Annotated in this window: 13 protein-coding genes; 7 read left to right on the top strand and 6 right to left on the bottom strand. The window is 69.4% G+C overall.

The genetic code is table 11. The features are described 5' to 3' along the window. Window positions 1-38: 38 nt before the first annotated feature. The 4 genes from infB to rimP form a co-directional block, all read right to left on the bottom strand. On the bottom strand, window positions 39-2,900 hold the full coding sequence (gene infB, locus ABIC28_RS05255) for a translation initiation factor IF-2 (RefSeq protein WP_354577825.1): 2,862 nt from the start codon (window positions 2,898-2,900) through the stop codon (window positions 39-41). A 69-nt stretch (window positions 2,901-2,969) separates the two neighbouring features. After that, complete coding sequence (locus ABIC28_RS05250; RefSeq protein ID WP_097211153.1) at window positions 2,970-3,344, bottom strand: YlxR family protein; 375 nt, start codon at window positions 3,342-3,344, stop codon at window positions 2,970-2,972. Between the two features lie 44 nt (window positions 3,345-3,388). After that, window positions 3,389-4,420 (bottom strand): transcription termination factor NusA, encoded by a 1,032-nt coding sequence (gene nusA / locus ABIC28_RS05245; RefSeq protein ID WP_097211152.1) that lies wholly within the window; start codon window positions 4,418-4,420, stop codon window positions 3,389-3,391. A gap of 4 nt (window positions 4,421-4,424) precedes the next feature. Then, on the bottom strand, window positions 4,425-4,994 hold the full coding sequence (gene rimP, locus ABIC28_RS05240) for a ribosome maturation factor RimP (protein ID WP_097211151.1): 570 nt from the start codon (window positions 4,992-4,994) through the stop codon (window positions 4,425-4,427). Window positions 4,995-5,158: 164 nt separating this feature from the next. On the opposite strand from rimP, the gene ABIC28_RS05235 reads away from it, so the two are divergent. Both ABIC28_RS05235 and ABIC28_RS05230 read left to right on the top strand, forming a co-directional pair. Next, complete coding sequence (locus ABIC28_RS05235; protein WP_097211150.1) at window positions 5,159-5,674, top strand: hypothetical protein; 516 nt, start codon at window positions 5,159-5,161, stop codon at window positions 5,672-5,674. Continuing rightward, window positions 5,671-6,129, top strand: a complete 459-nt coding sequence (locus tag ABIC28_RS05230) for a ferritin-like domain-containing protein (RefSeq protein ID WP_097211149.1) — start codon at window positions 5,671-5,673, stop codon at window positions 6,127-6,129. Before ABIC28_RS05235 ends, ABIC28_RS05230 begins: the two co-directional genes overlap by 4 nt. Before the next feature lie 11 nt (window positions 6,130-6,140). On the opposite strand, the gene ABIC28_RS05225 is transcribed toward ABIC28_RS05230, so the two are convergent. After that, window positions 6,141-7,574, bottom strand: coding sequence for a DHA2 family efflux MFS transporter permease subunit (locus ABIC28_RS05225; RefSeq protein WP_354577821.1), 1,434 nt, complete (start codon window positions 7,572-7,574; stop codon window positions 6,141-6,143). Between the two features lie 146 nt (window positions 7,575-7,720). Here ABIC28_RS05225 and ABIC28_RS05220 point away from each other — a divergent pair, with 146 nt between their 5' ends. From ABIC28_RS05220 to ABIC28_RS05205, 4 genes are all read left to right on the top strand, one after another. Next, window positions 7,721-8,344, top strand: a complete 624-nt coding sequence (locus tag ABIC28_RS05220) for a TetR/AcrR family transcriptional regulator (RefSeq protein ID WP_420030199.1) — start codon at window positions 7,721-7,723, stop codon at window positions 8,342-8,344. A 115-nt stretch (window positions 8,345-8,459) separates the two neighbouring features. Beyond that, window positions 8,460-8,960 (top strand): nuclear transport factor 2 family protein, encoded by a 501-nt coding sequence (locus tag ABIC28_RS05215; protein WP_097211117.1) that lies wholly within the window; start codon window positions 8,460-8,462, stop codon window positions 8,958-8,960. After that, complete coding sequence (locus ABIC28_RS05210; RefSeq protein WP_373560239.1) at window positions 8,957-9,805, top strand: SDR family NAD(P)-dependent oxidoreductase; 849 nt, start codon at window positions 8,957-8,959, stop codon at window positions 9,803-9,805. Before ABIC28_RS05215 ends, ABIC28_RS05210 begins: the two co-directional genes overlap by 4 nt. 147 nt (window positions 9,806-9,952) lie before the next feature. Next, window positions 9,953-11,263: a condensation domain-containing protein gene (locus tag ABIC28_RS05205; protein ID WP_097211116.1), complete on the top strand. Its 1,311-nt coding sequence runs from the start codon at window positions 9,953-9,955 to the stop codon at window positions 11,261-11,263. Between the two features lie 376 nt (window positions 11,264-11,639). On the opposite strand, the gene ABIC28_RS05200 is transcribed toward ABIC28_RS05205, so the two are convergent. Then, window positions 11,640-13,061 carry an MFS transporter gene (locus ABIC28_RS05200; protein WP_245220897.1) on the bottom strand — a complete coding sequence of 474 codons (1,422 nt, stop codon included), beginning with the start codon at window positions 13,059-13,061 and terminating at the stop codon, window positions 11,640-11,642. Between the two features lie 100 nt (window positions 13,062-13,161). On the opposite strand from ABIC28_RS05200, the gene ABIC28_RS05195 reads away from it, so the two are divergent. Continuing rightward, window positions 13,162-13,818 (top strand): TetR/AcrR family transcriptional regulator, encoded by a 657-nt coding sequence (locus tag ABIC28_RS05195; protein WP_245220896.1) that lies wholly within the window; start codon window positions 13,162-13,164, stop codon window positions 13,816-13,818. Window positions 13,819-13,894: the final 76 nt, after the last annotated feature.

Here is a 13,894-nt window from a genome sequence, read left to right as displayed (position 1 = left end):
CCAGCGGTCGACGGGGCGCGCACAAGGTGTCACACTGCTCAGTCGCGCGGCTTCTCGCGAAGCTCGTACGCCTCGATCACGTCACCGACCTTGATGTCGTTGTAGGTGACGGTCAGGCCGCACTCGTAGCCCTCGCGGACCTCCGTGACGTCCTCCTTCTCCCGCTTGAGCGAGGAGATGGTGACCGTCTCCGCAACCACGACGCTGTCGCGGAGGAGGCGTGCCTTGGCGTTGCGCTTGATCGACCCGGAGGTGACCAGGCAGCCGGCGATGTTGCCGACCTTCGAGGAGCGGAACATCGCACGGATCTCCGCCTTGCCCAGCTCGACCTCTTCGTAGATCGGCTTGAGCATGCCCTTGAGGGCCTTCTCGATCTCGTCGATCGCCTGGTAGATCACCGAGTAGTACCGGATGTCGACGCCCTCGCGGTTCGCCAGCTCCGTTGCCTTGCCCTCGGCCCGGACGTTGAAGCCGATGATGATCGCGTTCGAGGCCGAGGCCAGGTTCACGTTCGTCTCGGTCACGCCACCGACACCGCGGTCGATGACGCGCAACTGCACCTCGTCGTCGATCTGGATGCCGAGCAGGGCCTCCTCGAGCGCCTCCACGGTGCCCGAGTTGTCACCCTTGAGGATGAGGTTGAGCTGACTGGTCTCCTTGAGCGCTGCATCGAGATCGTCGAGGCTGATCCGCTTGCGGCTGCGTGCGGCCAGCGCGTTGCGCTTACGCGCATTGCGACGATCCGCGATCTGCCGGGCGATGCGGTCCTCGTCGACCACGAGCAGGTTGTCGCCTGCACCGGGGACCGACGTGAAGCCGACCACCTGGACGGGACGCGAGGGCAGCGCCTCGAGCACGTCGTTGCCGTGCTCGTCGACCATCCGGCGAACGCGTCCGTAGGCGTCGCCCGCCACGATCGAGTCGCCGACCCGCAGCGTTCCGCGCTGGATGAGCACGGTAGCGACGGGGCCGCGGCCACGGTCGAGGTGCGCCTCGATGGCGACACCCTGGGCGTCCATGTCCGGGTTGGCGCGCAGATCCAGGGAGGCATCCGCGGTCAGCAGCACCGCTTCCAGGAGGGCATCGATGTTGGTGCCCTGCTTGGCCGAGATGTTGACGAACATGGTGTCTCCGCCGTACTCCTCGGTGACGAGGCCGTACTCGGTGAGCTGCTGGCGGATCTTGTCGGGGTTCGCCCCCTCCTTGTCGATCTTGTTCACCGCGACCACGATCGGCACGTCGGCCGCCTGGGCGTGGTTGATCGCCTCCACCGTCTGCGGCATGACGCCGTCGTCGGCCGCGACCACGAGGATCGCGATGTCGGTGGCCTTCGCACCACGGGCACGCATGGCCGTGAAGGCCTCGTGACCGGGGGTGTCGATGAAGGTGACCAGGCGCTCGTTGCCGTCCAGCTCGGTCAGCACCTGGTAGGCGCCGATGTGCTGGGTGATGCCGCCGGCCTCGCCCTCACGGACGTTGGCCTTACGGATCGTGTCGAGCAGTCGGGTCTTACCGTGATCAACGTGGCCCATGACGGTGACCACCGGCGGACGGGACTCGAGGTCCTCCTCGCCACCGGCATCCTCGCCGTAGGTCAGGTCGAACGAGTCGAGCAGCTCGCGGTCCTCGTCCTCCGGGCTGACGACCTGGACGACGTAGTTCATCTCGCCGCCGAGCAGCTCGAGGGTCTCGTCGTTCACCGACTGGGTGGCCGTGACCATCTCGCCGAGGTTGAACAGCGCCTGCACGAGTGCTGCGGGGTTCGCGTCGATCTTGTCGGCGAAGTCGGACAGCGACGCGCCGCGGGCGAGACGGATGGTCTCGCCGTTGCCGCGAGGCAGCCTGACGCCACCGACTGCGGGAGCCTGCATGCTCTCGTACTCGGCGCGCTTCGCCCGCTTCGACTTACGGCCACGACGAACGGCGCCACCGGGGCGACCGAACGCGCCTGCCGCGGCACCACGCTGGCCGGGACGGCCACCGCCGCCACCGGGACGACCGCGGAAACCACCGGCGGGAGCGCCACCGGCGGGAGCGCCCGTGCCTGCACCTGCGCCGGGAGCTCCGCCACCGCGGTATCCGCCGCCACCGGGCGGACGCCCGCCCGGACCGCCGGGACGACCGCCGCCGCCGGGCCTACCGGCACCGGGAGCGGGACGTGCCGAACGAGACGGCATGGCACCCGGGTTCGGGCGAGGAGGCATCGAGCCGGGGCTCGGACGCGGGCCACCCTGGCCGGGAGCCGGACGGGGACCGCCCTGACCTGCGGCCGGACGCGGTGCGCCGGGCGCGGGACGGGGACCGCCCTGGCCGGGAGCCGGACGCGGGGCACCCGGACGGGGTGCACCCGGGGCCGGACGCGGCGCGGGACGCTCGGCCGGGGCCGAGGAGTACGGGTTGTTACCGACGCGCGGCGGCTTCGGGCCGGGCTTCGGACCTGCGGGGGCCGCAGGAGCGGCCGGAGCCGCGCTCGCGGCGGGTGCCGCAGGCGCTGCCGGTGCCGCGGGTGCGGGGACCGGCGGGGCAGCCGGGACCGGCGCCGCGGGCGCGGCCGGACGCGGTGCCGACTGCTGGGCGACGGGGGCCGGGGTCGGCGCTGCCGGGGCCGCGGGGGCGACCGGCTGAGCCGGAGCTGCCGGTGCGGGTGCAGCCGGCTTCGGGCCGGGGCGCGGGGCACCGGGCTTCGCCGCGCTGGGCGACGGGGTCTTCGGCTTTGCTGCCTCGGCATCTGCCGACTGTGCGCCGGGGAATGACTCCCTGATGCGCCGTGCAACCGGGGCCTCCACGGTGGAGGACGCCGACTTCACGAACTCGCCTTGCTCCTTGAGCCTCGCGAGTAGTTCCTTGCTTGTGACACCGAGTTCTTTTGCCAACTCGTGCACGCGGGCCTTGCCTGCCACTGCTCTCCTCACTGAGAGGTCGAGCGCGGCTGGGTGCCCGCACGACCTCGGGTTATCTCCGATGGACGATCATCGCTGGTGCTTCACGGTGTGCTCATGATGTGTTTGCCTGACTTCTCGAGAGGTACTGCTCTGTTGTGGGAGCGATTCGATCATGTGATCGAGGGCCGCCGTGTCCAGGCTTCCGGACACTCGCAGTGCTCTGCCGAATGCTCGGCGCTTCTCGGCCTGACTCAGACACTGCGGGTCGGGGTGCAACCAGGCACCTCGCCCCGGGAGTCTGCGTCGCGGGTCGGGCACCAGCGTCCAGCCTTCTGGCTGCACCTCTCGCGCAACGATCCTCAGCAGATCAGCGGCCAACGCTTGTTTACGGCATCCGATGCATGTGCGGACCGGTTTCCCGGGTTTCGCACGCGCCTGTACCGAAAGCTCACGCTGAGCCATTGACCACTCTACCGCTGTTCGGGCCAGTTTCCCGCATGCCGCCCCTAGACACGCGAGGAAGCGGGTCCGGCAGGCCGATCCTGGGAGGGTTCGGCGTCACTGCGGATGTCGATTCGCCACCCGGTCAACCGCGCTGCCAGGCGGGCATTTTGCCCTTCCTTGCCGATGGCGAGGGACAACTGGAAATCAGGGACGACCACCCGGGCTGCACGCGCATCCGCGTCCATGACTGTGACCGACACCACTTTCGACGGCGAGAGTGCGTTTCCGACGAACCGGGCCGGATCCGGGTCGTAGTCGATGATGTCGATCTTCTCGCCCGCGAGTTCGCTCATCACATTGCGCACCCGCTGACCCATCGGACCGATGCACGCACCCTTGGCATTGAGACCCTGGACGCGCGACTGCACCGCGATCTTCGACCGGTGACCGGCCTCGCGGGCGACGGCGATGATCTCGACCGAGCCGTCCGCGATCTCCGGGACCTCGAGCGCGAACAGCTTGCGGACGAGGTTCGGGTGCGTCCGGGACAGGGTGATCTGCGGACCACGCTGGCCGCGGGTCACGCCGACCACGTAGCACTTGATCCGCTCGCCGTGCTCGTAGGTCTCCCCCGGCACCTGCTCGGCGGCCGGGATGATGCCCTCGGCGCCGCTGGCCTCGCTGCCGATGTGCACGACGACCATGCCTCGGGCGTTGGCCCTGGTGTCGCGCTGGATGACGCCGCCGACGATTTCGCCTTCGTGCGTGGAGAATTCACCGAAGCTGCGCTCGTGCTCGGCGTCGCGCAGACGCTGCAGGATCACCTGGCGAGCGGTGGTCGCGGCGATCCGCCCGAAGCCCTCGGGGGTGTCGTCGATCTCTTCGCCGATCATGTTCCCGTCGGCGTCGACGTCATGGGTCATGACCCGGACGACACCGGTCTTGGTGTCCACGTCGATCCGTGCGTGCGCATGGTGGCCCTCGGTATGCCGGTACGCGGTCAGCAGCGCGGTCTGGATCGCCGCGATGATGGTGCCTGCGGAGATTCCCTTCTCCACCTCGATCGCGCGCAGCGCGGCAATGTCGATATTCACTTGTCTACCCCTCTACCTCTTCATCAACCTGAAAATCTGTCTCATCGATCTGCGCCGAGGCCACCCGACCCTCGGCCACGCCACCGGCCAGTTCGAGCTCGCGCTCGTTCGGGGGCGAGAACTCCACCTGCACGACCGCCTTGTCGATGTCCGCGAGCGCGATCTCGCGCACCGACGGACCACCCTTGCCGGGCAGCACGATCGCGATCACGCCGTCACCGAGCACACCGATGCGACCGGTCACGCTCTCGTCGGCGAGGTCGATCTTGACCTTGCGGCCCCGCGCCCTGCGCCAGTGCCGGTCCTCCGTCAACGGACGGTCGATCCCGGGAGAGGTGACCTCGAGCGTGTAGGGCGCCTCCCCGAATTCGGGTGTCGCGTCGAAGATCTCGGAGATCGTCCGGCTGAGCTCCGCGACGTCGTCGAGGTCGAGGCCGGTGTCGCTGTCGATCATCACCCGGACCACACTGTGCTTGCCCGCGAGGGTGACCGCCACATCCTCCAGGTCGTATCCCTGGCGATGAACCAGATCGGAGAGAAGCTCGATCACCCTCTCCTTCGGCGGAACCGGCATCAGTGGAGCTCCCTCGTTCAGTTGTGGTCGGCAGGTCTCGTGTGCACAAGTCGTGCGCGCCCGAAAATGGTTTCCGGCGCGATGATCAAGGATATCGCGCATTCGACCGCTCCGTGACCAGCCTCGGTCGCCGCGATCGACGGGGCACCTGCCAAGATGGTCGGGTGCCTGTAGCCGTCACCCCGTCACCGATCTCCCGGCGTTCGGCCTTCCGGATCGCGGGCGCCGCGTCGGTCGGACTGACCGCGCTCGCGCTGTCCGCCGGGTGCACGTCCAACTCCTCCGACCGGGACTCCTCCGAGCCCGATCCCCTCATCTCCGCGGCGGAAACGGCGCGCCGGGACGCGGCCACCGCGACCGCCGCGACCGCCCTCGCGCCCGAGCGTGCCGGGGCGCTGAGTGTCATCGCGAGCGAGCGGGGTGCCCACGCCGACGCACTCTCGGCCGAGGTCGCGCGCGCGGCCGGGGTCGATCCGACCGCGATGCCCTCACCCAGCCCGACCGGCTCCCCCACCGAGCCGGCACCGCCCCCACCGACCATCGACGAGTTGCGCACACAGCTGGCCACCTCCCAGCGCGACGCCGCGGGCCTGGCCCGTCGCCTGTCCGGATACCGGGCCGGCCTACTCGGTTCGATCAGCGCCGCCGTCGCGGCAGAGCAGGCGGTGTTGCTGCTGTGACCTCCCCCAGCCCCACCTCGTCACTCGGACCGGAGCAGCAGGCCCTGTCCGATGCACTGCGCGCCGAGCACGCCGCCGTCTACGCCTACGGCCTGATCGCCGCGTTCTCGAACCCCGCGCGGATCGGCGACATCACGACCGATGCAGCGGCCCACCGGGCCAGGCGCGACGCCACCATCGATGCGCTCACCGCAGCCGGGGTCCGTGCGCCCGCGGCCGAGTCGGGCTACACCATGCCCTTCCCCGTCGTCGATCCGATCTCCGCGATCCAGCTGGCGGCGGCGGTCGAGGCCGATACCGCGGTCGCGTGGCGGTCGGTGATCGAGCGGGCCGAGTCCGAGCACACCCGCCAGGCGGCGGTCGACGCACTGACGGAAACGGCTCTGCGCGCGGCGAATTGGCGCGCGATCCTGGGAACGGCACCTCCGACGGTGCCGTTCCCAGGCCAGCCCTGACCGTCCTCCGGCTAGACCTGCTGCGCCTGCCTGCTCGGCATGAACAGTGCCGCGACGATCGCGACCCCGACGGCGCCCGCGCCGACGAACAGCGCCGGCTGCAGTCCCTCCGCGTAGCCGGCCGGGGTGAGGCTGCCGCCGTTGCCGAGGAACACCGCCGTGAGGATCGCGATGCCGAGCGCAACACCGATCTCCCGGATGGTGGAGTTCGCGGAGCTGGCGGTCGCGTGGTCCACCTCCGCCATGTCCGCGAGCACCGCGGTCGCGCTCGGGGCGAAGGTCAGTCCCATGCCGACGCCTGCCATCACGAACGCGGGCACCATCTCGCCGTAGGCGGCGCCCGGCTCGAGCAGCTGGGACATCCACACCAGTGATGCCGCCTGCAGGGCGAGACCGAGGATCAGCAGCGGCCGCAGGCCCACCCGCGGCGCCAGGATGCCCGCGATGGGTGCCACCACCATCGGCGCGGCCGTCCACGGCAGGGTTCGCAGGCCGGCCTCGAAGGGGCTGTACCCCATCACGATCTGGAGGTACTGGGCCAGCAGGAACACCGCCCCGAACATGCCCAGCGTGAACGCGAGACCGATGATGTTGGCCATCGAGAAGCTGCGCGAACGGAACAGCCGCAGCGGCATCACCGGGTTCGACGTCCGCGCCTCGCGGAACACGAACGCGGCGAGCGTGACCACCGAGCCGGCCAGCGCGCCCAGCACGCTCGCGGAGGTCCAACCGTCGTCGTTGCCGTGCACGATTCCCCAGACACCCAGGAAGACGCCCGCGCCTGCCAGCACCACGCCGAGCACGTCGAGTCGCTCACGCCTGCCGCGGGATTCGCTGAGCGCGGAGAGCGCGAGCGGCACCGCGATCAGCGCGACCGGGACGTTGAGCCAGAAGATCGCCTGCCAGGAGACGCCGTCGACCACGGCCCCGCCGACCACCGGGCCGAGCGCGACGCCGAGACCGGACACCCCGCCCCAGACACCGATGGCGAGCGCCCGCTTGGCGGCGGGCACCGCACCCGCGAGCAGGGTCAGCGACAGCGGCATGATCGCGGCCGCGCCCGCTCCCTGCAGTGCGCGCGAGGCGATCAGCAGCTCCGGCGTCGTGGACAGCGCGGAGGCGATCGAGGCGACCGTGAACAGCCCGATGCCGAACAGGAACATGCGCCGCCTGCCCCAGCGGTCCCCGAGCGTCGCCGCCGAGAGCATCAGCGTCGCGAAGCACAACGTGTACGCGTTCATGAACCACTGCAACTGCCCGACCGAGGCGCCGAGATCCGCCTGGATCACGGGCAGCGCGCTGGTCATCACCAGGTTGTCCAGGGTCGCCATGAACATCGGCAGCGAGGCCGCGAGCATCGCCAGCCAGATCGGCACCCGGCGCCCGGCCTGCGTTCGAGACGGGCTCTCGATCAGGACATCGAGCTCATCGGTTGTTGCGGTCATCACCACTCCTCGAAGCGAAGATCTGACTTGTAAGCATCGAATGATTACTTAAATGAAAACGCTAAGGCATCGAGTGATAACCTGTCAACATGGCAGTGCAAGGCGGCTCCGCTGAGTCGACGAAGTCCCCCCGTCCCGCGACCCGGATGAGCGCGCCGGAGCGTCGCGAGCTCGTGCTGGCCGCGGCCTCGCGGGCCTTCGCGCGCGGCGGCTACGCCGGCACCAGCACGGACGCGGTCGCCAAGGAGGCAGGCGTGTCGCAGCCCTACGTGGTGCGCATGTTCGGCTCCAAGGCCGAACTCTTCCGTGAGGTGTTCGCCCGCGCGCTGACGAGCATCGTCGCGGCCTTCGACGAGGAACTGGACCGGATCGCGGCCGAGCCGGGCGGCATCGATCCCCAGAGCGAGGATTTCTGGTCCCGGCTCGGCGCCTCCTACGGCGAGCTCGTCTCCGACGGCGACCTGCTGCTGGTGATGATGCACGGGTTCTCCGCGGGCGGAACCCCCGAGATCGGCGCGCAGGCGCGGGCCGCGATGTCGGAGATCTACACCCAGATCCGGACCCGCACCGGGTGCACCCCGGAGGAGGCGCGGGAGTTCATCGCGAAGGGGATGCTGCTCAACGTCCTGCTCGCCATGCAGGCGCCCGAGCATTTCGACGAGGACCCGGCGCTCGCCGAGCTCTCCGAGTGCGCCTTCGGCCAGACCCTTGACGCCGCGATCTCGGGTTCGGCGGCCATCCTGAACGCCGCCGAGGCCGCGCGGGGATAGCTCCGCCGCCGGCTCGTCTTTTGCCCGCAGTGTGGGAAGGGTTGCTGCGCGGTGTGACCCGGGCCACCTATCGTCCAGGTCACAGAAGATCAGTGACCAGAGAACGGGACACACCTTGGACCTCGCGCAACGGATCGCCGCCCTCGAAGCGATCGAAGCGATCAAGAACCTCAAGCACCGATACTGGCGGGCGTGCGACGGCAAGGACCCGAAGTCCTTCCGCGCCTGCTTCATCCGTTCGGGAGCGAACATCGACTACGGCCGGCTCGGCGCGTTCGACGACGTCGAGCCGATGGCCGAGATCTTCGAGAAGATCGCCCTGCACCGGGTCGGCGGCAAGCACGTCATCCTCGACATGCACCACGGCATGCACCCCGACATCACCATCACCGGCGAGGGCACCGCGACGGGGCGGTGGACGCTGCGCTTCCGTCAGTTGAACCTGCTCGAGAACACCGAGACCGTCTCGACCGGCGAATACGACGACGAGTACGTGCTCGAGGACGGCGAGTGGCGCATGTCGAAGTGCCACTTCACCGAGACCTGGTCACTGACCCGCCCGCTCTCCCCCGACGCCGTGGTGTCCGAGGGCAAGTTCGCGGGGGTGGCGCAGTGAATATTCATGAAGCAACGAGTGAGCGGCGGGTCGCCCTCGTCACCGGCGCCAGCCGAAGCGTCGGCAAGGGCATCGCGCTCGCCCTCGGCTCGGACGGCTGGACGGTCTACGTCACGGCCCGCGGCGAGGTCGGGACCGACGGCCCCCTCGACGCGACGGCGGCCGAGGTCACCGCGCGCGGCGGCACCGGGATCGCCGTGCAGTGCGACCACACCGACGACGCGCAAATCGAGGCGCTGTTCGCCCGCATCGCCGACGAGCAGTCCGGGAGGCTGGACCTGCTGGTCAACAACGTCTGGGCGCACCCAAAGGGTTTCGCCGGCTTCTCCGACCCGTTCTGGAAGCGTCCCATCAGCGACTGGGACACGCTCATCGGCGTCGGACTGCGCGCGCACTACGTCGCCAGCGTCGAGGCCGCCAAGCTCATGGTCCCGCGCGGTTCCGGCCTCATCGGCAACATCTCCTCGTTCGGCACCCGCGGCTACCTGCACTCGGTGCTGTACGGGATGTCCAAGGCCGGCCTCGACAAGATGGCGGCGGACATGGCGGTCGAACTCAAGGGCACCGGCGTCACGGCCCTGTCCTTCTGGCCCGGACTGGTGCGCAACGAGGCGATGCTGGCGAGCGGGATGGAGAGCTTCGCCGGCTTCCCCCTCTCCGAGGCGGAGACCCCCGAGTTCATCGGCCGGGTGATCGTCGCCCTCGCCAACGACCCGGAGGTCGGCAAGCTCAGCGGGAGCACCCAGATCACCGCGGAGACCGCGCTCGAGTACGGGATCACCGACGTGGACGGCGCCCAGCCGGCCTCGCACCGCGCCGCGTTCGGCGGCGGTCCCCTGTTCTGACACCGACGCCACCCAGGGTGGTGAATCCATCACCCTGGGTGTCTCCCGCCCCACCGCTTGGGGGCCTGTCCGCACCCTCCCCCTCCGACGAGACTTTGAGACCAGAGCAGTTCCCGGTCACCGAAGTCCGAGTCGAGGGAGAGTTTCGTGAACCAGCCAGTGCAGCCCACCAGCATCTCCGGTTGCGGTACCCGGGCGCGGGTCATCGCGCTCTCCGCCGCCGCGCACTCGGTCTGGTTCTCCCAGCGCGTCTCCGGTGACGCGCCGATCTCCGTCGCGCAGTACGTCGACATCCGCGGCGCGCTCGACATCGACCTGCTCATGGACTCGGTCCGATGGGCGGGACGGGAATTCGGGGCGGGACGGCTGCACGTGGTCGAGGTCGACGGGTTCCCGTACCAGACCCTCGCCGCCGCCGCCGACGACTTCGTCGCCGCGGTCGACTTCCGCGGCCGGGTGAACCCGGTGGCCGCCGCACAGCAATGGATGCGCGAAGAACAGTCCCGCCCGGTCGACATGTCGGCCGACCAGCTCATCGTCGCGGCCGTGCTGCGGATCAGCGAGGTGCACACCTACTGGTACGTGCGAGCACACCAGGTCGCCCTCGACGCCTACGGGCTGCGCACACTGATCGAACGCTCCGCCGAGCTCTACACCCATGCATTCGTCGGCGCCTCCGCCAGCCCGTCCGAGGCTCTCGACCTCGAGGCCGTGGTGGCATCCGACGCGACCTACCGGACATCCGACCGTTTCGAGCGCGACCGCGAGGCCTGGGCCGAGCATCTCGCAGGCGTCCCGGATCCGGTCACGTTCGCAGGCGCGGCGGCACCGGCACAGTCCGAGCCCGTGGTGATCGGCGGCGAGCTGGCGCCCTCGGGCCCCGGTGCCGCCCTGTCGGCGCCGACAGTGGTCGCCGCGTTCGGGGCCTTCCTGGCGCAGCACACCGGACGAGACGAGATCACCGTCACGCTCCCGACCCCCGCCCGGGGCACCGCGGCACTGCGCCGCTCGGGTGGATCGCTCGCCAACGTGGTCCCACTGCGCCTGTCCTCGGGCGCGGGGATGACGGTCGGCGACGCGAGCATGGCGGCGGGCCGGGAACTCGCGGGAGCACTGAGCCGTCAGCGCCACCGCCAGGAGGACATCGCACGCGAGGTCGGCGTGATCGGAGACCGCGCGGCCTCCTTCGGCCCCACCATCGAGCTGATGCTCGCCGACAGCGAGGTCCCGCTCGGACCGCTGGACGGCGCGCTCCACGTCCTGACCACGGGCCGGGTCGACGACCTGACCGTCCGGGTCCGACCGGGCGCGGTCGAGGGCGCCACCCGGATCGACTTCCTGGCGAACCCGGACCTGTACTCGGAGACCGAACTCCGCCGGCTGCACCAGCGGTTCCTGGTCTTCGTCGAGGGCTTCCTCGCCGCGGACGCGGACAGCCCGCTGTCAACGGTCGTCTGACCCCACCCACCGCGGCGGTGGGTGAGGGTGCTGGGCGGTCAGGCTGCGAGTTCTTCGATGTCGTACTTGACGTTCCTGTCGCTGATGAGCAAAGCGAATCCGAGTCCGAGGGCGGCGCCCGGAAGTCCGAGCATGATGAATCTCCTCAATGAATGGCTGGTTTCCGGGCCCGTGCGTACGGGTGGGGCATCACCGGAATTCCAGAACGCGTGAACACGCGCGGTCCACCCGAGAGCTCAGACGTACGAACTCCATCGAAATCACCTCGGCTGCGAACGTCCTCAGAAGACGCCGTCGAATTCGGCCCGACACCCGTCGCGGTCACGGATCTGTGCTCTGGGCGGCTCCTCGAGCCCGGTGTCGCGCCCGCAGCTCGCTACCGAGCGGTGCGCAGCCCGGCCGCAGTGCCCGCGCCGAGCAGGCTCAGCACAACTGCGACCACGAATGCACCTACGTACGCCGAGCGGTCCTGGCCGCCCGCGACGAGCACGGCGGTGGTGACCGGCGCGCTGATCGCCGACCCGATCGTGCGGATCACGCTGTTGAGGCCGCTCGCCGCCGCCATCTCGGTCGGCGGCACCAACACGGCCAACAGCTGCGCACAGATCGCGTATCCGAGTCCGTTCCCCAGGCCGATAAGACTGAAGAACACCACTAGCGACCAAATCTGAGTGGGCCACACGGCCATCCCGGCCGCTCCGAGCCCCATCAGCACCATCGCCGCAACGGCCGGCGTCCGCAGGCCGAACCGCGCGGTGATGCTCGAAGCAATCCGCCCGCCGAGGAAGACCATTACCGCCGACGGCAACAGTGCCAGCCCGGTCTGGACCACCGTGAACCCGCTGCCGTAGCCAGTTGCATGCGGGGCCTGCAAGATGCGCGGGATGCACAGATAGAAGACGTACGGAATGAAGCCCAGCACGAGAGTGACCAGGCTGGTCAATGCCATCGGCGCGTCCACGAGGCTGCGGACGTCCACCAGCGGGTTCGGCTGGCGGAGTTCAGCTACGACCAGCGCCACCGCCGCGAGCAGTGCGACTGCGAACAGCCCCAGGGTCGCCGGTGCCGTCCAGCCCCAGGTGCCGCCCTGCGTCGTCGCGAGGAGCAGCGCGACCAGTGAGCTGCTGAGGAGCACCGTACCGACCCAGTCGGTCCGTGATGCGACCTCGGCGCTTTCAGCCTGCGGCACCCATCGCGCCACCATGGCCAACGCAACAAGGATCAGGATGCCGGTACCGACGAACAGCCACTGCCAGCTCAGGTACTCCAGGATCAGTCCGCCGAGGACGAGCGCAGCACCCGCGCCGAGACCGAGCATGCCGGCGACCCAGCCGATGCCGGCCGCCATGGCGGGACCCGACAGGTTACGCCGCAGCACCGCCAGCGCCAGCGGGAAGGCCGCCGTGCTCACACCCTGCACCATGCGCATCACCACCAGCATCTCGATGGTGCTGGCGAGCGCGGCACCGAAGGTGGCGGCCGCGAACACCACCAGCACGGCCAGCAGGACGCGCTTGTCGCCGTATCGGTCGCCGAGAGACCCGATCACCGGAGCGAGCACCGCCCCTGCCATCAAATAGGCGGTGAGGATCCACCCCGTCGCCGGAACCGAGGCGCCGAAGGTCTCGCCGAGCACCGGCAGCGCCGGTACCAGGAGCGTCTGCATCATCGAGTAGATCAGCACGGTGAAGGCCAGCGCCACCACGAGCAGTCCCGGGTGCACCGATGTCGACGACGCACGTGAATGCTTCGGCGACGACGCACGTGAGTGCTTCGGCGCAGTCAGTGGCATGTTCATGGAGGTCCCTTCGGAGCAACGAGCTTCTCGGCCATATGGATGCAAATCGGAACGGAGCGTTCCGGTCCGAAATCAGAACACGGATTGATAGCCTCTGGCAATGCGACAGGACGAGATGCACGGACCCGACCGGGCCCCGACCGGGCCGGGACGGGCCCGGGAAGCACGGTCGAACGACATCGGCGTCTTGCGCGCCGCCCGCGAGATATTCGCCGAGCGCGGCTGGGATGCACCGGTTTCCGCGATCGCCGACCGGGCCGGAGTAGGCGTCGGCAGCATCTACCGCCGATACCGCACCAAGGAGGAACTCGCCCAGTCCCTGCGTGTGTATGTCATCGATCACCTCACCCAACTGGCCCGTGACTGCGTCGCGCGCACCGACCCCGACCAGCGACTACTCGAGGTGTTCTTCCGTCGCCATCTCGCCGAGTTGGACAGCCCGCTCATCCCGACACTCGGCGGACACCTCCCCCGCGACCCAGAAGTGGACCGGGCCACCGGGGACCTTTCGTCGGCACTCGAGGCACTGATCGACCTCGCCCGCGACCGAGGCCAGGTACCGGACAGCTTCACCGCTGCCGACATAATGCTCATGACGGTGCACCTGCGTCCCCGGCTGCCCACGACCACCGAACGCGCCCGCGAACTGCACGAGCGCTACCTCGACTTCATGCTGATGGGGATCGCACACGCCGCGGACCGCGCGGAGCATGGGCCGAGCTGGGACGAGTGGTATGCGATGTGGCAGCCGAACTGACCGCCGCCGTCGCAGACCGCACTCGGCCGCCCCTATATTGGGCGGTGGGCGTGTCTCGAACCATCCCGTTTCACCC

The sequence above is a fragment of the Rhodococcus sp. PvR044 genome (genome assembly GCF_040548995.1).
GTDB classification, from domain to species: Bacteria; Actinomycetota; Actinomycetes; order Mycobacteriales; family Mycobacteriaceae; genus Rhodococcus_G; species Rhodococcus_G oryzae.
Note: the sequence above shows the minus strand (reverse complement) of the source record. Positions and strands in the feature narration are given on the sequence as shown.

Excerpts from the sequence above, each read along its gene's own strand:
- ABIC28_RS05250 (WP_097211153.1), bottom strand. The coding sequence starts at position 3,344 with ATGGCTCAGCGTGAGCTTTCGGTACAGGCGCGTGCGAAACCCGGGAAA.
- rimP (WP_097211151.1), bottom strand. The coding sequence starts at position 4,994 with ATGCCGGTTCCGCCGAAGGAGAGGGTGATCGAGCTTCTCTCCGATCTG.
- ABIC28_RS05225 (WP_354577821.1), bottom strand. The coding sequence starts at position 7,574 with ATGACCGCAACAACCGATGAGCTCGATGTCCTGATCGAGAGCCCGTCT.
- ABIC28_RS05220 (WP_420030199.1), top strand. The coding sequence starts at position 7,721 with ATGAGCGCGCCGGAGCGTCGCGAGCTCGTGCTGGCCGCGGCCTCGCGG.
- ABIC28_RS05200 (WP_245220897.1), bottom strand. The coding sequence starts at position 13,061 with ATGAACATGCCACTGACTGCGCCGAAGCACTCACGTGCGTCGTCGCCG.
- ABIC28_RS05195 (WP_245220896.1), top strand. The coding sequence starts at position 13,162 with ATGCGACAGGACGAGATGCACGGACCCGACCGGGCCCCGACCGGGCCG.